Source organism: Agromyces badenianii (assembly GCF_003070885.1).
GTDB lineage: Bacteria > Actinomycetota > Actinomycetes > Actinomycetales > Microbacteriaceae > Agromyces > Agromyces badenianii.
In genome coordinates, this window is sequence record NZ_CP028913.1 from 861,182 (window position 1) to 881,588 (window position 20,407).

A 20,407-nucleotide genomic window follows, 5' to 3' on the forward strand; every position below is an offset into this window, starting at 1 on the left:
CGGCCTTCGTCCGGAAAGCAGGTGACCGCGCAAGTGACGATCACAGGAGGCGCCGTGAGCGACGTCGTGAACAAGGCGGCCGGGGAGACTCCCCAGACCGCGACCCTCAGCTTCGGCGGCACCACCGCCGAGTTCCCCGTCCATCGTGCGGTGCAGGGCAACTCGAGCATCGACGTGTCGACGCTGACTCGGCAGACCGGCCTCACCGCGCTCGACTACGGGTTCGTGAACACCGCGTCGACGCGGTCGGCGATCACCTACATCGACGGCGAGCAGGGCATCCTCCGCTATCGCGGGTATCCGATCGAAGAGCTCGCGGCGAACTCGACGTTCCTCGAGGTCGCGTGGCTGCTCATCTACGGCGAGCTGCCGACCGCCGACCAGCTCGGCGAGTTCGACGAGAAGATCCGTCGCCACACGCTGCTGCACGAAGACCTCAAGCGGTTCTTCTCCTCGTTGCCGCACACGGCGCACCCGATGTCGGTGCTCTCGAGCGCGGTGTCGGCCACTGTCGACCTACTACGAGGACTCCTCGGACCCGAGCGATCCCGAGCAGGTCGAGCTCACGATGATCCGGCTGCTCGCGAAGCTCCCGGTCATCGCCGCGTACGCGCACAAGAAGTCGATCGGCCAGGCGTTCCTCTACCCCGACAACTCGCTCTCGTTCGTCGACAACTTCCTGAAGCTGAACTTCGGGAACATGGCCGAGCCGTTCCACATCGACCCGGTGCTCTCCACCGCGCTCGACCGCCTGCTGATCCTGCACGAAGACCACGAGCAGAACGCGTCGACGTCGACCGTGCGCCTCGTCGGCTCGACGGGTGCGAACCTCTACGCCTCGATCTCGGCGGGCATCCACGCCCTCTCGGGGCCGTTGCACGGCGGCGCCAACGAAGCGGTGCTGCAGATGCTGGCGCGCATCCGCGATTCCGGTGAGGGCGTCGAGAAGTTCGTCGAGCGCGTGAAGAACAAGGAAGACGGCGTGAAGCTCATGGGCTTCGGGCACCGCGTCTACAAGAACTACGACCCGCGTGCGACGATCGTCAAGCAGTCGGCCAACGAGGTGCTCGCCGGGCTCGGCGTCGCCGATCCGCTGCTCGACATCGCCACGGAGCTCGAGCAGTTCGCCCTGCAAGACGACTACTTCAAGGAGCGACGGCTCTACCCCAACGTCGACTTCTACACGGGCGTCATCTACAAGGCGATGGGCTTCCCCACGCGCATGTTCACCGTGCTCTTCGCGATCGGCCGCCTGCCGGGGTGGATGGCGCACTGGCGTGAGATGAACCTCGACCCGCAGACGAAGATCGGGCGCCCGCAGCAGCTCTACATCGGCGAGCCCGAGCGTCACTACCCCTCGCGCTGAGCATCGTGCGAAAACGCCGGTCACGCCTTCGGGCGGGGCCGGCGTTTTCGTCGTCGGTGGCGGAGGTCGCCGTCAGTCCGCGCCGGCGGGCCGCAGCCGCAGCGTGTCGTGCGCCGAGGCTTCGATCGCCTCGGCCGTGAACGCCCAGTCGCGCAGCTCACCGCGTTGCCAGAGCGAGGCCTGATCGGCGTAGTGGGGGTGGAAGGCGTGACCCGACGCGCCGGTGAGGTTGATCCAGCGGGATGCGTCGCGGTCGCCGAGATCGACGACCATGCGCATCGACGGCACCCAGTCGACGCCGTACCCGATGCTCGCGTCCCAGCCGATCGCGTTGACGATCGACGAGCCACCGCCGAGTTCGTACGGGCCGCGGTTGAAGAGCCACTCGATCGGTGCGATGCCCGACTCGCCGAAGCTCTGGTTCGTGAGCGTCAGGGTGTGCAGACGGCCCCAGCGCCAGGAGTCGGGGTTCGACCCCATGCGCTGCTCCGATTCCTCCCAGGCCGCACCGAGGGCGTGCGCGATCATCGCGTCGCGCCCCGTGACGCCGGCGTCGTCGTTGGCCCACCACATCGACTCGGGCTCGGCGAGCAGGGTGCCGACGACGTTGAACCAGCGGTCGCCGCCCTGGGGCCGCGTCGCCTCGGGAAGCTCGCCGAACATGTCGCCCAGCAGGCTGCGCCAGAAGACGGCGAAGTAGGCGGCCTCGGCGCTGTCGACGTCGGCACGGCCGTTCCAGCCGCCGAGGAGCGCGGCCCCCCGCTTCGCGTCGCCGTCGAGGTCGAGGGCGGCGATCACCCGGCAGGAACGCGGCGGCATTCGCGTCGCTCGTGTCGAGCTGGATCTCGGCGAGTAAACTCGGCGGTGAGCTTCTCGCCGGCGTCGAGCCGCTCGCGGAGCAACCGGTCGATGCCGGCGGCACGATAGCCGTAGTCCCAGTCCTCGGTGAGCATCGGCCCTTCGGGCCCGACTGCCGCGTTGTTGGCCGTGACGATGTAGCCGCTCGCGGGGTTGTACACCGAGGGCAACCGGCCGAAGGGCACTGCACCCTCCCACCCGTTCGCGCTCGTCCAGCCGGCCAGGGGCAGTGTGCCGTCGCCGGTCTTGCGCACCGGGATGCGGCCGGGCGCCTGATAGCCGATGTTGCCCGCGACATCCGCGTAGACGAGGTTCTGCGCCGGCACGTCGAAGATCGCTGCGGCGGCGCGGAACGCGTTCCAGTCGTGCGCGCGATCGAGCGCGAAGATCGCGCCGGCGGTGGTGCCCGCCGTCAGCGCGGTCCACTGCAGCGAGACCTCGTACTGCCCCTCGGCCTGACCGGATGCCGCGGGGAACTGCGTCGCGACCTCGCCGAAATCGTCGCCGATGCCGGTGACGAGCGGGCCGCGGGCGGTGGAGCGCACCGTGATGGTGACCGGATCGCCGCCGGCCACCTCGATCGTCTCCTCGCGGAGCGTGAGCGGAACGAGGGCACCGTCGAGCTCGTACGAGTCGCCGTCGATGCGCTCGAGGTAGAGGTCGGCGACGTCTGGCCCGAGGTTCGTGAAGCCCCAGGCGATGCTCTGGTTCTGCCCGATGACGATGCCCGGCAGGCCTGAGAACGAGTAGCCGGCCACGTCGAACGAGCACTCGTCGGTGATCTGAACGCAGTGCAGGCCCATCTGCGCCCAGATCGAGGGCATGGCGGGCCCGAGGTGCGGATCGTTCGCGAGCAGGGGCGAACCCGACTCGGTGAGCGCGCCCGAGACGACCCACGAGTTCGATCCGAGGTCGCCGCCCTCGGGGCCGAGGAGCTCCGGCACCGCCTCGATCGTCGACTGGAGTGAGCTGAGCGCGGCGGCGTGGCCGGGGCCGATGGGGGATTCCGCCGCGGCATCCGGACGGATCGGATCGTCGTCGGCCGGGATCGGCGTCACCGACAACGCGGCCGGCGCCGTCGCCGTCGCCGTCGGTTCGCCGGCGATCGTCGGCATGCGCCCCCACGGGTAGTCGGGATGCAGGCGCGCGACCTCCTCGGGCGGGAGCGCGGTGGAGAGCAGCGCGCGATCGATCTCGTCGCCGAGGTTCGAGCGCAGGTCCCACGCCATCGCCTTCAGCCACGCGATCGAGTCGACTCCCGACCACGGTTCGGGCGAGTAGCCGGGATTCTGCAGCCCGAGCACGGCGTACTCGAGTGAGAGGTCGGCTCCATTGCGATCGTCGAGGTAGGCGTTGACGCCCTCGGCGTAGGCGTCGTAGTGGGCCCTCGACGACTCGTCGAGCATGCCGTACTCCTGCTCGGCGATGCCGCGCCAGTCGAGCGTGCGGATGAAGGCATCGGTGCCGAGCTGGGACCTACCGAACAGCTCGGCGAGCCGGCCCGCGGTGACGTGCCGGCGGAAGTCCATCTCCCAGAACCGGTCTTGCGCGTGCACGAAGCCCTGGGCGAAGAAGAGGTCGTGGTCGGTCTCGGCGTAGAGCTGCGGCACACCGGCGTCGTCGCGGTGCACGGTGGCCGTGGCATCCAGACCGGACATCTGGATGCTGCCGTTCGAGGTGGGGAACGAGCGCTGCACGGTCCACCAGCCGAGTCCGGCAGCGACGACGGCGAGCACGAGCACGGCGACGAGGAGGCCGATGAGGAACCGTATTCCCCGATGCCGACCGGTTCTCGATGCGTCGGTACCCACGCCACTCCTTCGTGCTGCGCAAGACGAGGGCCGCCCCGCGGCGGCCAGAGCCACCACTGTAGCCGAGAAGCCGAGCGGTCGGCAGCGGCCGGGATCGCGTCGAGCAGCGCCGCCGGAGGGCGTCTCAGGCGTGCAGCGCGGCGTTCAGGCGCACACCCTCGCCGGTGCGGGAGAGCGCCTCGACCTGCCCGTTCAGCGAGTTGCGACGGAAGAGCAGGTTGGGCACGCCCGAGAGCACCACGGCCTTGACCGTGCTGGGGTGCTCACCCGCTCCGCCGAGCAGTACGACCTTCGTTCCCGCCGTGACGTAGAGGCCCGCCTCGACGACGCTGTCGTCGCCGATCGAGATGCCGATGCCCGAGTTCGCGCCGAGCAGCGCCCGCTCGCCGATGACGACGCGCTGGGTGCCGCCACCCGACAGCGTGCCCATGATCGATGCGCCGCCGCCGATGTCGGAGCCGTCGCCGACGACGACGCCCTGGGAGATGCGGCCCTCGACCATCGAGGTGCCGAGGGTGCCGGCGTTGAAGTTCACGAAGCCCTCGTGCATGACCGTCGTGCCGGGCGAGAGGTGCGCTCCGAGGCGCACTCGAGCGGCATCCGCGATGCGCACCCGCTCGGGGGTGACGTAGTCGAGCAGACGCGGGAACTTGTCGAGGCCGGTCGCGTGGATGCCGGCTCGCTGCAGCGCAGGGCGCAGCCGGTCGAAGTCGGTGGGATGCACCGGGCCCGCGTTCGTCCAGACGACGGCCGGGAGGTGCGCGAAGACGCCGTCGAGGTTCACGGTGTTCGGTGCGGCGAGGAGGTGCGAGAGCACGTGGAGCCGCAGGTAGGCGTCGGAGGTGCCCGCGGGCGGGGCGTCGAGGTCGATCGTGAGGTCGACGGCCTCGATCGTGACGTTGCGGCGCGCATCGGCACCGGTGAGCGCCAGGTGCTCGGGCGAGAGTGCAGCCGTCGTGTCGCCGAGTGCCGGCGCCGGGAACCAGGTGTCGAGCACGGTGCCGTCGGCCGCGATCGTGGCGAGCCCGGCGCCTCGGGCGGAGCGGTGCGAGGTGGCGGCGGCGGCGTTCTCTGGCATGTGTTCCAGCGTACCGAGCCGCGACCACCGGTGACGCGGTGCGTCGCGCGCCGGTGCGTTCGTAGACTGGGGGCATGCCGCCCGCCCCGATCGTGCCCGTACTCGACCTCACCGCCGACTCCGTCGCCATCACCCGGGCGATCTGCGACATCCCGAGCGTCTCGGGCGATGAGACACTGCTCGCCGACCTCGTCGAGCAGGCGCTCGCCGGGGCATCCCATCTCGAGGTGATCCGCGACGGCGACACCGTCGTTGCGCGCACGAACCTCGGCCGCGAACGCCGCGTCGTGATCGCCGGGCACCTCGACACGGTGCCGATCAACGAGAACCTGCCGACGCGCTTCGAGACCGTCGACGGCGTCGAGTACCTGTGGGGGCGCGGCACGGTCGACATGAAGGCGGGCGTCGCGGTGCAGCTGAAGCTCGCCCTCGAGCTCACCGACCCCGTCGTCGACCTCACCTGGATGTGGTACGACAACGAAGAGGTCGCCGCATCGCTCAACGGCCTCGGACGGCTCGCCGGCAGCCGGCCCGACCTCTTCACCGGCGACTTCGCGATCCTCGGCGAGCCGTCGAACGGACAGGTCGAGGGCGGCTGCAACGGCACGCTCCGCGCCGAGGTACGGGCAACCGGGCTGCGGGCGCACTCGGCGCGCAGCTGGGTCGGCGAGAACGCGATCCACAAGCTCGCACCGGCGCTCGCCCGCCTCGCCGAACACGAGGCCGAGACCGTCGAGGTCGACGGCCTCGCCTACCGCGAGGGCCTGAACGCCGTGCTGGTCTCGGGTGGCATCGCCGCCAACGTGATCCCCGACGAGGCGGTGCTCACCGTCAACTACCGGTTCGCGCCGAGCCGCAACGTCGCCGAGGCATCCGAGGTCGTTCGCGAGTTCTTCGACGGCTTCGACGTGACCGTCACCGACAGTGCCGAAGGCGCCCGGCCCGGCCTCGACGCCCCGCTCGCTCAGCAGTTCGTGCGCGCCGTCGGCGCCGAGGCGCGCCCCAAGTACGGCTGGACGGATGTCGCGCGCTTCAGCGCCCTCGGGATCCCCGCCGTGAACTTCGGCCCCGGCGACCCGCTCAAGGCGCACGCCGACGACGAGCGGGTCGCCACCTCGCAGATCAGGCACACCGAGATCGCGCTCCGCGACTGGCTGACCGGCGCCACCGCCTGAGCGGCTCGGTTCGAACGAGGCATCCATGACCACGCCGTCGGCCGCGATCCGCGAACCCGACCCCTTCCGCGTGAGGCGCTGGTCGCCTCGCGTGCGCTGGCGCCTCGCGCCGTGGTGGGCGCGGGTCGTCGTGATCTTCCTCGGCGCTCGCGCGATCACGACCCTCATGGTGCTCGGCCTCGCGAGCGTGCAGGGGGCGAACCCGTGGACGGGAGCGCGCCCCGGGTACTTCGAGTACGCGAACCTGTGGGATTCCAGGTGGTACCAGATCATCTGGCACGGCGGCTACCCGCTGGAGCTCCCGGTCACCGAGACCGGACAGGTCGCCGAGAACGCGTGGGCGTTCCTGCCCGTCTATCCGATGCTCGTCGGCGTCGTGACCTGGTTCGGGGTGCCTTGGAATGCGGCCTCCGTCGTCGTCGCCCTGGCCGCGGGGCTCGGCGCTGCGCTCGTCACGTACCGGTTGATGTCGCGGTTCCTCGAGCCCGACCGTGCGCTCTTCGCGGTCGTGCTCTTCTCGGTGGCGCCGGTGTCGCCGATCATGCAGTTCGGGTACGCCGAGTCCCTGGGGCTGCTCTGGCTCGCGCTCGCGCTGCTCCTGCTCGTCGACCGGCGGTACGGATGGCTCGTGCCGGTGCTCGCCGTGTGGGCGTTCACGCGCCCTGGCGCTCTGGCCTTCGCGCTCACCCTCGGGCTGCACTGGCTGTGGCGGTGGTTCTCGCGACGACGCGACCCGTTCCCGGTGCGGGAACGGGTGCTCGCGGCATCCGCCACCGTGTTCGCCGTGCTGGTCGGCTTCGCCTGGCCCGGAATCGTCTGGGCGGCCACCGGTGAGCTGCACGGGTACACGGCCACCGAGCTCGCGTGGCGGTCGGCCTACATCGGGTACCAGGAGCTCGTGCCCTTCACGGCCTGGTTCCAGTCGGGCGGCTGGTGGCTCGGGCAACCGCTCGGCACGATCGCGGTGCTCGCCCTCATCGCCGGCTTCGCGCTCACGCTGTTCCTGCCGGCGGTGCGCCGGCTCGGCGTCGACCTTCGGCTCTGGCTGGCGAGCTACGGGTTGTACCTCCTCGCGGTGTTCTTCCCGCAGTCGAGCACCTTCCGCATCCTCGCTCCGATGTTCCCGCTCGTGGGCGCCCTCGCCCAGCCGCGGGCCGCATGGTACCGGTGGAGCGTGGTCGCGCTCTCTCTCTTGCTGCAACTCGGTTGGCTGCTCATCGCATGGGGCGTCGACGGCCGCGACTGGACGCCTCCCTGATCGGAGCGGGAATCCGCTGTCTCGGCCTCGCCCACCAGTCGTCGAATCGGTTCAATCGGCTTGCCGACAGGCTCGCGGCGATTTCCCAGCACCGCCTGTGATAGCAGATAATGGAAACTCAGCCACGAAAGGGGAGTTCAATGGCGGCCATGAAGCCACGCACCGGAGACGGGCCTATGGAGGCTGTGAAGGAGGGTCGGCTCATCATCGTTCGAGTTCCGCTCGAAGGTGGGGGGCGCCTCGTCGTCTCGGTGAACGACGCTGAGGCCAAGGAACTCTACGACGTCCTCAGCGGCGTCGTGAATCCCGCCTGAGACACACTCCTCGAATCGAGCCCCGAGTCCACTCGGGGCTCGATTCGTTTGCCGGCGACGTGGCAGGGCGCTACGCCCCGAGCTTCACGATCTGCAGCAGTCCGTCGCCGGCGGGGGTGATCGCGGTCGCCACGGCCGTCGAGGTCGCGAGCTCGGCGATGAGGGTGCGGTAGGCGCTCGCCGACTCGTCGCGGCGCGCCGGATCGGCGACGCGGCCCTTCCACAGGGCGCGGGCGACGAGCACGATGCCGCCTGGCTTGGCGAGGCGCAGTCCGTGTTCGGCGTACTCGATCACCGACGGCGCATCGGCGTCGATGAAGACGATGTCGTAGGAGCTCTCGTTCATGCGCGGCAGCACCTCGCTCGCACGGCCGGCGATGAGCCGAACGCGTGCGGCGGCGATGCCGGCATCTGCGAAGTGCTGGCGCGCGTGCTGCTGGTACTCGGTCTCGGTGTCGATCGAGGTGAGCAGGGCCCGGCGCGCCGCCTGCAGCATCCAGAGCCCGGAGACGCCGACCCCGGTGCCCACCTCGATGATCGCTTGGGCGCGCGACGCGGCTGCGAGCACGGCGAGCTGAGCGCCGACGGCGGGGGAGACCGGTTCGACGCCGAGTTCGAGGGACTGCTGTCGGGCCTTGGCGATCGCCTCGGTCATGGCGACCGAGTCGTCGACGTACTTCCAGTTCAGATCGTGTTCGGACACGTGGCGGCTCCCGGGTGCATCTCTCAGCCCCTAAGCCTAGGGCGCTCGCAGCATGGCGTTCGCACGCCTCGCCGCCGACTATCCTGTAGGGGTGTTCGGTCTGACGTTCGAGAAGCTCCTCATCATCGGGGTGATCGCCGTCTTCCTGCTCGGCCCCGAGCGCCTGCCGCACTACGCGGCCCAGCTCGGCCGTCTCGTGCGCTCGCTGCGCGACATGGCGAACGGGGCGAAAGACCGCATGCGCGATGAGATGGGCCCCGACTTCGACGACGTCGACTGGAAGAAGCTCGATCCGCGGCAGTACGACCCGCGTCGCATCATCCGCGAGGCGCTCACCGACGTCGACCCCTTCGCCGATGAGGCGCCGGCGCCGGTCGTCGCGCGCGCGTCGGTGAATGAGAACTCCGCCTACCTGCAGCGCAAGCGCAAGCGGGAGCTGCTCGGCGCCGAGGAACTCGCCCCGTTCGACTCCGAAGCGACCTGAGCGGCCGGCGCAGGCGTCAGCGAGGCCGGGTGGCTCAGCGCAGGCGCAGCGCCTTCAGCGACTGCGCCAGCAGCATGAGGAGCGGTGCCTGCTGCTCGTACTCGCTCGCGGTGCGCGGAAGCTGGAGCAGGCCCGTCACCGAGGCGATCGTGACCGGTTCGACGAAGCGCAGGAGGCCCGCCTCGCCGTTGCGCCGGCCGAGGCCCGACTGCTTGACGCCGCCCATCGGCGCGGCCACCGAGGCGAACGAACCGCGGTAGCCCTCGTTGATGTTCACGCTGCCGGCCTCGAGGGCATCGGCGATGCGCCGCGCCCGGCCGGGTGAGCGGCTGAAGACGGCGGCGTTCAGCCCGTAGTCGCTCGCGTTCGCCGCGAGCACCGCCTCTTCGTCGCTGGCGACGAGGTAGAGCGAGGCGATCGCACCGAACGTCTCTTCGGCGTAGACGCGCATCTCGGGGGTGACGCCGGTGAGCACGGTCGGCTCGAAGAACCACGGTCCGATGTCGGGGCGGTGCCTGCCGCCGACCAGCACGGTCGCGCCCTTGGCGATCGCGTCGTCGAGGTGCGCCTGCACCCGGGCGAGCTGCGCGGCGCTCGCGAGGGATCCGAAATCGGCGTCGAACCCGAGCCCCGAGCCGAGCTTCGCGCCACGGAGGCGCTCGACGAGGGCACGCTGGAAGGGGCCCGCGACCTTCTGGTGCACGTAGATGCGCTCGATCGAGACGCAGAGCTGGCCCATCGCCGAGAACGCGGCGTGACCGGCGTTCGCCGCGGCCGTCTCGGGGTCGACGTCGTCGAGCACGATGAGGGCGTTCTTCCCCCCGAGTTCGAGTGAGGCGCCCACGAGCCGCCGTCCAGCCTTCTCGGCGATCGTGCGGCCGGTCGCCGTCGAACCCGTGAAGCAGATGTAGTCGGCGACATCGGTGAGCGCTTCGCCGACCTCGGCCGCCGGCCCGGCGACGACCGCCCACAACGCCGCGGGCACGCCCGCGTCGATGAACGCCCGTCGCAACGCGAGGATCGACAGCGCCCCCTGGTCGTCGGCCTTCTGCACGACACCGCACCCGGCGGCGAGGGCGGGCACGACGTCCATCGCGGCGAGGCTCAGCGCGAAGTTCCACGGAGTGATGACGCCGGCGACGCCCTTCGGACGGAAGCGCACTCGACCCGTCGTCACGGTCGGCAGCCCCGAACGCACCGGCCGGCCGCCGAGCACCCGCCGTGCGGCGAGGGCGTTGTACCGGGTGACCGACACCGCCGCGAAGATCTCCTCGAACGCCTGCCCGCGGGTCTTGCCGCTCTCGAGCTGGATGAGGTCGAGCAGCAGCTCGCGCCGCTCGAGGATGAGGTCGTGTGCGCGCAGCAGCACTCGCCGGCGCTCGGCGAATCCCGCGCGGGCCCAGGCGAGCTGCGCGAGGCGGGCGCGGGAGACCGCGTCGAGCACATCGTCGGCGCTCGAGCGCGGCAGATCGTGCAGCGTCTCGCCCGTCGAGGGAGTCGGGACGGCGATGGTCTCGGAGCCCGACGCGACGACGTCGTCGGTGAGGCTCGCGAACAGTTCGGAGGAGGCCGTGAGGGCGCGCATGCGCACAGTCTAGGACAGTTGACCCAGTTCGCCGCCGGGTGGGTACACTGCCCCCATGGCCGCATCGGAGCGAACCCTGTCCCGCGGTGTCGTCGCCCGCTATGCGATCGGATCCATCGGCACGGGCGGCTTCGCCACGCTGCCCGGTCTCGTGCTCGTGTACTACCTCACCGACACCCTCGGCGTCACCGCGCTCGTCGCCGGTCTCGTCGTCACGGCCGCGAAGGTGTGGGACGTCGTGATCGACCCGTGGATCGGGGAACGGAGCGACCGGGCGCTCGCCCGGACGGGCACACGTCGCACCTGGATGATCGTTGGCGCGCTCACCCTGCCCGTCGGCTTCGTGCTGACGTTCGCGGTGCCGTCGGGCCTCGACCCCGGGGCATCCGGCGTGTGGGTGTTCCTCGCCTTCCTCACGACGGCGACGGCGTTCAGCCTCTTCCAGGTGCCCTACATCGCGCTTCCCGCCGAGCTCACGGCCGACTACGATGCGCGCACGCGGCTCCTCACCTGGCGAGTGATGGTGCTCACGATCGCGATCCTGCTCTTCGGCGCCGGCGGACCCGAGCTGCGGTCGGCGTTCTCCGACGAGCACGCCGGCTACCTCGTGATGGCGCTCGTCGCCGGCCTCGTGATCGGGGCCGGCATGCTCGTCGCGACCTCGACGGCGGCGAGGGGAGCGAGATCGACGGATGCCCCGCCCGGCCGCGACATCCGGGCCGGCTACGCCGAGGGCTTCGCCGCGCTCCGGCGGAGTGCGGCGTTCCGCGCCCTGCTCGCGGCGTTCGTGCTGCAGGGCCTCGCCACGGGACTCATGCTCGCCGGCGCCCAGTTCGTGGCGACCTGGGTGCTCCGCGACGAGCGCGCGGTCACCCTGCTCTTCGTCGCGCTCATCGCGCCGGCCGTGCTCTGCGCCCCGGTGTGGCAGGTGGTGGCCGCGCGCGTCGGCAAAGAACGCGGCTTCGCGCTCGCGAGCTGCCTCTTCGGCGTCGCCGCCCTGAGCCTCGTCGGCATGATCTGGGCGCCCGGTGCGTGGGTCTACGCGCCCGTCGCCCTCGCCGGCGCGGGCTATGCCGGCATGCAGTCGCTGCCGATGGCCATGCTGCCCGACGTCATCTCGCACGACGCCCGTACCCACGGCATTGGCCGGGCCGGGAGCTTCGGCGGCGTCTGGACGGCGGGGGAGACCGCGGGCATGGCGCTCGGCGCGACGGCACTGACGATCGTGCTGGCGATCACCGGGTACGTCGAGTCGACGGGGTCGCAGACGGTCACCCAGACCCCGGTCGCCGTGGCGGGCATCGCGATCAGCTTCAGCGTGATCCCCGCACTGCTCGTCGCGGCGAGCCTCGTGGCACTGCGACGGTATCCGCTCAGGCGCAGCGACATCGAGGCGGATGCCGCGGCCACGACCACGGAGGCGGTGGCCTCATGACCGGCTTCCGCCGCGAGGCATCCGACATCCTCGCCGAACTCGAGGCGATGCGGGCCGCCGACGCCCCCACGCACGGCGGCCGCGTGCTCTCGTACGTGTACGACTCGGGGCTGCCCGAGCTCGACGAGCTCGCGGCCCGCGCCGCCCGCCTCGTGCAGCCCGTGAACGGCCTCGACCCGACGACGTTCACCTCGGTCGCCGCGATGGAGGCGGGGGTCGTCGGATTCGCTCGTCGGGTGCTCGGCGGCGCAGGCGACGACGAGATCGTCGGCTCGGTCACCTCCGGCGGCACCGAGAGCTGCCTGCTCGCGGTCAAGTCGGCGCGGGACCTGTGGCGGTCGCTGCGCGCGGGAAGCCCGCGTGTGCCCCGCATCGTCGCCCCGGTGACCGTTCACGCCGTGTTCCACAAGGCCGCCGAGTACTTCGGGCTCGGGCTCGACCTCGTGCCGGTCGACCCGGATACGGGCGTCGTGTCGGTCGCCGCGATCGAGGAGCGGCTCGGCGACGACGTCGCCCTCGTCGTCGTGAGCGCGCCCTCGTATCCGTTCGCCGGTCTCGACCCCGTGGCGGACGTCGCGGCGATCACGGGCCCGCGCGGCATCGCCCTACACGTCGACGCCTGCATCGGGGGCTTCGCCCTCGCCTTCTGGCCCGACGAGCTGCCGGCGTGGAATCTGTCGGTTCCCGGCGTCACGAGCCTCTCGGCCGACCTGCACAAGTACGGATACGCGCCGAAGGGCGTCTCGGTGCTGCTGACCCGGGGCCGCGACCGCCAGCGCCACCAGTACTTCGCGACGACCGGCTGGCCCGGTTACCCCGTCGTGAACCCGACGCTCACGGGGTCGAAGCCGGCGGGGCCGCTCGCCGCGGCCTGGGCGATCATCGAGGCGCTCGGCGAAGACGGATTCGCCGCGCTCACCGCTCAGGCGGCGCGCGCGACCGTTGCGCTGCGCGAGGTCGTCGGGGGCATCGAGGGGCTGAGGATCGTCGGTGCGCCGACCGGCCCGCTCTTCGCGGTCGCGACCGACGAGTCGTTGCCTGCCGAACTGCGGGTCGACCCGCACCACTGGGCGGATGCCGCGCGCGCGGCCGGTTGGCACCTGCAACTGCAACCCGCGCTCACCCAGGCCGACGGCACGCGACTGCCCCACACGACCCACCTCACGGTGACGCCGGTGACCGAGGCCGTGGTCGGCGAGCTGTCGACGGCACTGGTCGCGGCCGCCGATGCCGTGCGCGGTGTGCCGACCGTCGACGGGCGGGCGCTCGTCGCGGGCCTCGCCGAGACGCTGCCCGGTGGCCTCGACGCGCTCGCCGCGGCATCCGCCGGTCTCGACTCCGACGGCGCGGCGGCGCTGCTGCGCGCCCTCGGGCTTCTGGGCGGAGCAGACGCGACCCGAGCTGCGGGCGCCGACGGCGCACTGCCCGACCGGCTCGCCCCCGTGCTCGCGCTCGTCGGCGCGCTGCCGCCGCAGCTCACGGAGCGGTTGCTCGTCGAACTGCTCGCGCGGGTGGTCGAGCCGCGCGACTGACCGACGGCGGGGGCTCGATGCCGGGCGCCGGTGCGTTGGCCGCCGTTCGCCCGATGGTCAGCTCGTGCGGATCCTGCCGGTCGCGTCGACCGTGATGATGACCGTCTGCACTTTGCGGTTGAGGGCGCGGTAGACCACGTAGATCAACCACAGGCCGCCGGTGAGCAGCACGAGGATGAGGTTCCAGAACCAGCCGATGCGCTTGTTCTTCGACAGCACGGCCTGGCCGGCGGCGACCGATTGCACGTTCCACCCGCGCTGGGCGTACCGCGCCACCTCGGCGTTCAGCAACTGGGCGCGGGACACGTCGGACAGCGCAGCAGGGGCCGGGTTCGAATTGCTCATTCCGGGATGTTACCGACCGCCGCTGGGAGCGTGCCACCGCAGCCGCGTCACTGCAACGCGCACCGTTCGCCGTAGTAGGCGTAGAGCTCGGCCTTCAGCGTGTCACCCGATGAACGGTCGAGCCGTCCCTCGCGTCCGTCGCTCGTGCGGATCTCGAAGGGCAGGATCGTGCCGCGCTTGTCATCGGCGATCGCGTGGGCGTCGCAGCGGGCCGGCCGCACCGGCAGCGAGATCGTGACGGGGTCGCCGCCTGCCGCCACCTGCGTGCCGAGCGGCCAATCGACCCCGTCTTCGGCGTTCAGGAGCGTCGTGCCGTATACCCGGTCGATCGTGAACGAGCCATCGCCGGATGCCTCGGGCACGATATCGACATCGATGAACGCACGGCGAGCGATGCCGCTGCCGGTCGAGCGCAGGTGCTCGGGCATCTGCAGCGCAGCCACCCGGTCGACGGACTCGGCGAGGCACTCCGAGTTCGCGATGCGGGCGAGCGTGCCGTGGGGGTCGTCGGCGATGAGCTCGCTCGACGCCCGGCCGGACGTCGTCGCGACCTGGAGGAGGATCGTCGCTTCGGGCGCCGGAGTCTCGGAACCCGCGTCCGTGCCGCACTCGCTCGCCGAGAGCGGGAGCCGGATCTGCAGGGCATTGCCCGGGGCGACCTCGAAGGGCTCGTCGCGCACCATGCCAGGCGTGAGCGTGGGTGCGACGACCTCGAGCCGCTCGACCGTGACCGGCTCGTCACCGTCGTTCTCGAGGCGCACGACGAGTCGCTGCGCCTCGATGTCGAGCCTGCCCTGCTGAACCCGCACCGAGAGCCCGTCGGGCAGGCTCGCGGACGGCTGTGCAGTGCAGGCGGCGAGCCCGAAGGCGGTCGCCGCGAGAGCGAGGGGCAGGGCGAGGGCGATCGCGAACCGGCGGGTCAGGCGGGTGCGCGGCATCCGTTCACCGCACCGTCAGGTCGAGCCGCCGACCGCCGAGCGAGCGGGGCAGCGCCGCGATCTGCGCGGCGACCTGCTCGATCGCACGGGCCGCCGGATCATCGGGCTCGCCGAGCACCACCGGCATGCCGTCGTCGCCGCCGCGGCGCAGTGCCACGCTGAGCGGAACGCTCGCGAGGAGCGGCACCGGCTCGGGCTGGCCCGCCGACAGTCGTTCGGCGACGATCGCGCCACCGCCGGCGCCGAAGAGTTCGAGCACGTCGCCGCCGGGCTGGGCGAACCCGGCCATGTTCTCGACGACGCCCACGATCTTCTGGCCGGTCTGTCGCGCCACGACGCCCGAGCGCTCGGCCACGTCGGCCGCCGCGGGCTGCGGAGTGGTCACGACGACGACCTCGGCGTTCGGCAGCAGCTGGCCGAGCGAGATCGCGACGTCGCCGGTGCCGGGCGGCAGGTCGACGAGCAGCACGTCGAGGTCGCCGAAGTACACGTCGGTGAGGAACTGCGACAGCGTGCGGTGCAGCATCGGCCCGCGCCAGGCGACGGCGACGGATGAGGCGCGCCCGCCCTCTTCGGAGGGTTCGACGAACATGCCGATCGAGATCACCTTCACGCCGTGCGCGACGGGCGGGAGGATCATCTCGTCGACCCTGGTCGGCCGCGCGGCGAGCCCGGACGCGTCGACCAGTCCGAGCAGGCCGGGGATGGAGAACCCGTGCACGTCGGCGTCGACGAGGCCGACCGAGAGGCCGCGCGCCGCGAGGGCCACGGCGAGGTTCGCGGTGATCGTGGACTTGCCGACGCCGCCCTTGCCGCTCGTGACCGCGATCACGCGGGTGAGACTGCCGGGTCCGAAGGGGTTGCCGCGGGCGGCGCGGCCGCCGCGAAGTCGCTCGGTGAGGGCGGCGCGCTGCTCGGGGGTCATCACCGAGAGCACGACGTCGGCGTTGCCGGCCCCGGCGACCGATTCCGCGGCCTGTCGCACATCGCGTTCGATGCGGTCTGATGCGGGGCATCCGACGATCGTCAGGCGGATGCCGACCTCGACCCGGCCGTCGTCGCCCGCGACGACCCGGTCGACCATGTCGAGCTCGGTGACGGGCTTTCGGATCTCGGGGTCGATGACGCCGGTGAGCGCGGCGCGAACGGCGGCTTCGAGTGCGACCGGGTCAGCGGCTGGCATGCTCGGCGTCCTCCTCGTCGCGCTCGTCGTCGCGCCGATCGAGCTCTTCGATGATCGCGCGCAGCTCGGCGCGGATGAACTCCTTCGACGCCAGGTCTCTCATGGCCAGGCGCAGCGCCACGACCTCGCGGGCGAGGTACTCGGTGTCGGCGAGGTTGCGCTCTGCACGCTGGCGGTCCTGCTCGATCTGCACGCGGTCGCGGTCGTCTTGACGGTTCTGTGCGAGCAGGATGAGGGGTGCCGCGTACGAGGCCTGCAGCGAGAGCACGAGGGTGAGCGCGGTGAAGCCGATCGCGATGGAGTCGAAGCGCCATTCCACGGGCGCGAACGTGTTCCAGACCATCCAGCCGATCGCGAACACCGACAGGCCGAGCAGGAAGCCCGGGGTGCCCATGCCGCGAGCGACCCATTCGGTGAAGCGACCGAACCGGTCGCTGTCGCCAGATCCGCGGAAGGACGGAGCGCGGCGCGTGCCCTTCGGGGTGTCGAATCGCCGCTCGTCTGCGTCAGCGCGTGCCATCTCCTGCCCTCCTTCCGTGTGAAATGGGGATACTCCCCGTCGTCAGTTGGGCACGCGCGGCTGCGCGGCGCCCCACCTCGGCTTCTTCGGGATGACTTCGCCAGTCATCTGGCAGGAGGTAGTCGAGCACGTCGTCAATCGTCACCACCCCGACGAGTCGTTGCTTCTCGTCGACGACCGGCACCGAGACGAGGTCGTAGCTCGCGAGGATGCGGCTGACCTCGGCGGCCGAGGTGTCGGCGCGCACGGGCTCGAGGCCCTGGTCGATGAGCGTGCCGAGCCGTTCGTGCGGGGGATAGCGGAGCATGCGCTGGAAGTGCACGATGCCGAGGAACCGCCCCGTGGGAGGTTCGTACGGCGGCAGCGTGACGCACACCGCTGCGCCGAGGGCGGGCGGAAGGTCGTGCCGTCGGATGAGGGCGAGGCCCTCGGCGACGGTCGCGTCGGCCGAGACGATGATGGGCTCGGTCGTCATGAGGCCGCCGGCGGTTTCGGGCTCGTACGACAGGAGGAAGCGCACGTCGTCGGCCTCTTCGGGCTCCATGAGCTCGAGCAGGTGCTCGCCGCGCTCTTCGGGGAGCTGCGCGATGAGGTCGGCGGCGTCGTCGGGCTGCATGTGGTCGAGCACGTCGGCGGCCCGATCGTCGCCGAGGCCGGCGAGGATCACCACCTGATCGGACTCTGGCATCTCTTCGAGCACGTCGGCGAGCCGGTCGTCGGAGAGCTCTTCGGCGACCTCCTGGCGGCGCTGGGCCGGAAGATCGAGCAGCGTGCTCGCGAGGTCGGCCGGCTTCAGCTCGGAGTAGGCCGCGATGAGGTGCTCGGCCGACTGCGCCTCGCCGCTCGGGTTCGCCTCGCGCACCTCACGCCACGTGACGTACGCCGATTGCCCTTTCGAGAACGGCGATGCACCCTTCGGGCGACGCACGAAGAGCTGGTCGACCTGCCACTCGCCGGGCTCCTGCTCCTCGATCGCGACGTCTTCGATCGTCGCCTCGCCCGAGCCGTCGATGAAGGCCACCTTGCGGCCGATCATCTCGGCGATCACGCGCACTTCACCGCCGCGCTGCTCGAAGCGGCGCAGGTTGATGAGACCCGTGGTGATGATCTGGCCGCCGCCGATCGAGGTGACCCGGCCGATCGACACGAACACGCGGCGCTTGCCTGGAATCTCGACGATGAGGCCGACGACCCGTGGTGGGTCGCTCTTGCGGTACACGACGAGGACGTCGCGCACCTTGCCGACCCGATCGCCTGCGGGGTCGAAGACGGCGCACCCGGCGAGTCGGGCGACGAAGACTCTCGTGGCGCTCACGCCTACCAACTTAGTCCCGGATGCCGCGTGTGACCCGATTCCCGGCAGCTTCGCGGCTCGCTGCTCGGCCGTGCGCCGACGTCCACGTGGGAGAATGACCGGGTGAGCAATCAATCGCCGTTCGGCGGCCGCGTGGGCCGAGCATTCCCGACCCTGCCCAAGGGGGAGACGGTCGCGAGCTTCGAGACCTATGCCGAGGCGCAGGCCGCGGTCGACGCGCTGGCCAAGGCCGAGTTCCCCGTGAAGGAGCTCGCGATCGTCGGCACCGACCTGACGAGCGTCGAACGCATCACCGGCAAGCTCTCGTGGGGCCGAGCCGCGGGTGCCGGCGCACTGTCGGGTGCGTGGTTCGGAACGTTCCTCGGCCTGTTGTTCTTCATCTTCGCCCCAACCGGCGCCTCGATCGGCATCCTCATCTCCGCGGTGCTGATCGGTGCGGGTTTCGGCATGATCTTCAGCGTGGTCTCGTACTCACTGAACCGCCGCCGCCGTGACTTCACCTCGGTCATGCAGGTGCTCGCGACGCGCTACGCGATCATCGCCGAAACGGCGCACGTCGAACGTGCCCGCAGCGTGCTCGGCGTCGATGCGCCGGCCCCTCAGCGCCCGGTAGCGGCGCCGGCCCAGGCACCCGAGACCGGCGGGCGTCCGCTGAGCTACGGCGAGGCGACGGATGCCGCGCGGCGCGCCGCGGCCGAAGCGGCCCGTGCCGGTCAGGCCCCGGTCAGGCCCCGATACGGCGAGCTCGCACCGTCGAGCGACGCCGGCGCCGACGCATCCGCTTCGCCTGAGAGCGCGGATGCCGCTCCTGCGGACCCGCCCGCCACGGAGCGCTGAGCCCAGCCGACATCGGTTCGCGTGAGAGCGGACTCCCAGACGCGCGATACGCGACCGCCCGCTGACGGGTCAGCTGGCTCCGCGCACCCACGCCTCGACCTCGTCGGCCGTGCGCGGGATGCCGGCCGAGAGGTTCTCGGCGCCGCTCGACGTCACGACGATGTCGTCTTCGATGCGCACACCGATGCCGCGGAACTCGGCGGGCACCGTCAGGTCGTCGGGCTGGAAGTAGAGGCCGGGCTCGATGGTGAACACCATGCCGGGCTCGAGCACGCCGTCCATGTACATCTCGCGTCGCGCCTGGGCGCAGTCGTGCACGTCGAGGCCCAGGTGGTGGCTCGTGCCGTGCACCATGTAGCGGCGGTGGAACTGGTTGTCGGGCTCGAGCGACTCCTCGGCCGATACCGGCAGGAACCCCCACTCGGCGGTCTTGCGGGCGATGACCTGCATCGCGGCCGCGTGCACCTCGCGGAACACCGCTCCGGGCTTCACGACGGCGAAGGCGGCGTCCGCAGCCTCGAGCACGGCCTCGTAGACCTGCCGCTGCACGGCCGAGAACGTGCCGTTCACCGGGAAGGTGCGGGTGATGTCGGCGGTGTAGTAGCTGTCCATCTCGACGCCGGCGTCGAGCAGCACGAGGTCGCCGGGCACGACGGGGCCGTCGTTGCGGGTCCAGTGCAGCACGGTCGCGTGCGGACCGGCCGCGGCGATCGAGCCGTAGCCGACGTCATTGCCGTCGAGTCGGGCACGGGTCGCGAAGACGCCCTCGATGACGCGCTCGCCGCGCACCTCGGCCGTGATGCGCGGAAGCTCTTCGAGCACCTCGGTGAAGCCGCGCTGCGTCGCATCGATCGCGGCGCGCATCTCGGCGAGCTCGTACTCGTCTTTCACGAGCCGCAGCTCGGAGAGCACCCGGGCGAGCTCGGCGTCGGGCTCGTGCGAGCCGCCGATCTCGAGCGAGAACGGGGCATCCGAGGCGTTCGTCGACAGCGCCTGCTCGGCGGCGAAGCGGATGCGGGCGTGGTCGATGCGCTCGGTGACGGATGCGTCGGCCTCGCGCAGCACGAGGGTGGCCGTGTCGACGGCGTCGACGACGTGGTCGAACTCCTCGAGGCCGCGGGTCGCGATCGCGAGGTCGGCGGCGACGTGGGCGAGCGAGGGGCGAGCGCCGATCCAGAACTCGCCGATCGCCGCGTTCGCGTAGAACTCCTCGGAGTCGCGCCCGGCACGCTCACGGAAGTACACCGTCGTCTCGTGCCCGCCGGTCGTCGGCTCGAACACGAGCACCGCGCCCGGCTCGGAGTCGGAGCCCCATCCGGTGAGGTGGGCGAACGCCGAGTGCGCTCGGAACGGGTAGTCGGTGTCGTTCGCCCGCTGCTTCATGTCGCCCGCGGGCACGATGAGCCGCTGCCCGGTGAACGCGGCCGAGACCTTCGCGCGGCGTTCGGCGGCGAACGCCGCCTGCTCACGGGCCGGCGGGAGCGTCTCTTCGCGAGCGGCCCAGCCGCTGCCGATGAAACTCTTGAAGCCTTCGGAACCGGGCGTCGTCGAACGGTTCGTGTCGCGGATCGTCTCTTCACTCGCGCTCGTCGCGGGGGTCGCCGTCTCGGTCGTCGAGGTGTCGCTGGTGTTGGCCATGCGATCCATTCTCGCACCGCCGGCTGACCGTC

18 protein-coding genes and 1 pseudogene are annotated in these 20,407 nt (G+C 71.1%); 8 read left to right on the forward strand and 11 right to left on the reverse strand.

The annotated features are described in order from the left end of the window. Positions 1-66: 66 nt before the first annotated feature. Positions 67-1,366: pseudogene (locus DCE93_RS04150) on the forward strand (citrate synthase). Between the two features lie 72 nt (positions 1,367-1,438). Here DCE93_RS04150 and DCE93_RS14875 read toward each other — a convergent pair. The 3 genes from DCE93_RS14875 to dapD all read right to left on the reverse strand — a co-directional run bounded on the left by DCE93_RS14875 (position 1,439) and on the right by dapD (position 5,113). Further along, the gene (locus DCE93_RS14875) at positions 1,439-2,185 is read right to left on the reverse strand and encodes a penicillin acylase family protein (RefSeq protein ID WP_276329511.1); all 747 of its coding nucleotides are present in this window, start codon (positions 2,183-2,185) and stop codon (positions 1,439-1,441) included. Beyond that, positions 2,161-4,035, reverse strand: coding sequence for a penicillin acylase family protein (locus DCE93_RS04155; protein ID WP_276329512.1), 1,875 nt, complete (start codon positions 4,033-4,035; stop codon positions 2,161-2,163). The genes DCE93_RS14875 and DCE93_RS04155 overlap by 25 nt, the downstream gene beginning before the upstream one ends. Positions 4,036-4,159: 124 nt before the next feature. Next, positions 4,160-5,113, reverse strand: a complete 954-nt coding sequence (dapD, locus tag DCE93_RS04160; protein WP_108594774.1) for a 2,3,4,5-tetrahydropyridine-2,6-dicarboxylate N-succinyltransferase — start codon at positions 5,111-5,113, stop codon at positions 4,160-4,162. Between the two features lie 74 nt (positions 5,114-5,187). Here dapD and dapE point away from each other — a divergent pair, with 74 nt between their 5' ends. From dapE to DCE93_RS04175, 3 genes are all read left to right on the forward strand, one after another. Beyond that, positions 5,188-6,288: a succinyl-diaminopimelate desuccinylase gene (dapE, locus tag DCE93_RS04165; RefSeq protein WP_108594775.1), complete on the forward strand. Its 1,101-nt coding sequence runs from the start codon at positions 5,188-5,190 to the stop codon at positions 6,286-6,288. Positions 6,289-6,313: 25 nt separating this feature from the next. Continuing rightward, entirely contained in the window at positions 6,314-7,546 is a 1,233-nt protein-coding gene (locus DCE93_RS04170) for a hypothetical protein (RefSeq protein ID WP_235825384.1), read from the forward strand. Between the two features lie 140 nt (positions 7,547-7,686). Further along, positions 7,687-7,860, forward strand: coding sequence for a DUF3117 domain-containing protein (locus tag DCE93_RS04175; protein WP_108594776.1), 174 nt, complete (start codon positions 7,687-7,689; stop codon positions 7,858-7,860). A 70-nt stretch (positions 7,861-7,930) separates the two neighbouring features. Here DCE93_RS04175 and DCE93_RS04180 read toward each other — a convergent pair whose 3' ends face one another. Further along, positions 7,931-8,563, reverse strand: a complete 633-nt coding sequence (locus DCE93_RS04180; protein ID WP_108594777.1) for an O-methyltransferase — start codon at positions 8,561-8,563, stop codon at positions 7,931-7,933. A 52-nt stretch (positions 8,564-8,615) separates the two neighbouring features. Here DCE93_RS04180 and DCE93_RS04185 point away from each other — a divergent pair, with 52 nt between their 5' ends. After that, the gene (locus DCE93_RS04185; RefSeq protein ID WP_205647470.1) at positions 8,616-9,047 is read left to right on the forward strand and encodes a twin-arginine translocase TatA/TatE family subunit; all 432 of its coding nucleotides are present in this window, start codon (positions 8,616-8,618) and stop codon (positions 9,045-9,047) included. Between the two features lie 34 nt (positions 9,048-9,081). On the opposite strand, the gene DCE93_RS04190 is transcribed toward DCE93_RS04185, so the two are convergent. Then, on the reverse strand, positions 9,082-10,632 hold the full coding sequence (locus DCE93_RS04190) for a succinic semialdehyde dehydrogenase (RefSeq protein WP_108594778.1): 1,551 nt from the start codon (positions 10,630-10,632) through the stop codon (positions 9,082-9,084). Between the two features lie 55 nt (positions 10,633-10,687). Between DCE93_RS04190 and DCE93_RS04195 the strand changes: the two genes are divergently transcribed. After that, entirely contained in the window at positions 10,688-12,067 is a 1,380-nt protein-coding gene (locus DCE93_RS04195; protein ID WP_108594779.1) for an MFS transporter, read from the forward strand. Beyond that, positions 12,064-13,599 carry a pyridoxal phosphate-dependent decarboxylase family protein gene (locus DCE93_RS04200; protein ID WP_108594780.1) on the forward strand — a complete coding sequence of 512 codons (1,536 nt, stop codon included), beginning with the start codon at positions 12,064-12,066 and terminating at the stop codon, positions 13,597-13,599. The genes DCE93_RS04195 and DCE93_RS04200 overlap by 4 nt, the downstream gene beginning before the upstream one ends. A 57-nt stretch (positions 13,600-13,656) precedes the next feature. On the opposite strand, the gene DCE93_RS04205 is transcribed toward DCE93_RS04200, so the two are convergent. Genes DCE93_RS04205 through DCE93_RS04225 form a run of 5 tightly spaced genes read right to left on the reverse strand, consistent with a single transcriptional unit; the run spans position 13,657 to position 17,900 of the window. After that, positions 13,657-13,944, reverse strand: coding sequence for a hypothetical protein (locus DCE93_RS04205; RefSeq protein WP_146184936.1), 288 nt, complete (start codon positions 13,942-13,944; stop codon positions 13,657-13,659). A 47-nt stretch (positions 13,945-13,991) separates the two neighbouring features. Then, positions 13,992-14,882: a hypothetical protein gene (locus tag DCE93_RS04210; protein WP_108594782.1), complete on the reverse strand. Its 891-nt coding sequence runs from the start codon at positions 14,880-14,882 to the stop codon at positions 13,992-13,994. Positions 14,883-14,886: 4 nt separating this feature from the next. Further along, the gene (locus tag DCE93_RS04215; RefSeq protein ID WP_108594783.1) at positions 14,887-16,065 is read right to left on the reverse strand and encodes an Mrp/NBP35 family ATP-binding protein; all 1,179 of its coding nucleotides are present in this window, start codon (positions 16,063-16,065) and stop codon (positions 14,887-14,889) included. Beyond that, positions 16,052-16,585, reverse strand: a complete 534-nt coding sequence (locus tag DCE93_RS04220; RefSeq protein WP_108594784.1) for a DUF1003 domain-containing protein — start codon at positions 16,583-16,585, stop codon at positions 16,052-16,054. The genes DCE93_RS04215 and DCE93_RS04220 overlap by 14 nt, the downstream gene beginning before the upstream one ends. Next, positions 16,572-17,900 carry a magnesium transporter MgtE N-terminal domain-containing protein gene (locus tag DCE93_RS04225; RefSeq protein ID WP_108594785.1) on the reverse strand — a complete coding sequence of 443 codons (1,329 nt, stop codon included), beginning with the start codon at positions 17,898-17,900 and terminating at the stop codon, positions 16,572-16,574. Before DCE93_RS04225 ends, DCE93_RS04220 begins: the two co-directional genes overlap by 14 nt. Positions 17,901-18,002: 102 nt before the next feature. Here DCE93_RS04225 and DCE93_RS14685 point away from each other — a divergent pair, with 102 nt between their 5' ends. Next, positions 18,003-18,737: a YflT domain-containing protein gene (locus tag DCE93_RS14685; RefSeq protein WP_205647471.1), complete on the forward strand. Its 735-nt coding sequence runs from the start codon at positions 18,003-18,005 to the stop codon at positions 18,735-18,737. A 69-nt stretch (positions 18,738-18,806) separates the two neighbouring features. On the opposite strand, the gene DCE93_RS04235 is transcribed toward DCE93_RS14685, so the two are convergent. Then, positions 18,807-20,375 carry an aminopeptidase P family protein gene (locus tag DCE93_RS04235; RefSeq protein WP_205647472.1) on the reverse strand — a complete coding sequence of 523 codons (1,569 nt, stop codon included), beginning with the start codon at positions 20,373-20,375 and terminating at the stop codon, positions 18,807-18,809. Between the last annotated feature and the right edge of the window lie 32 nt (positions 20,376-20,407).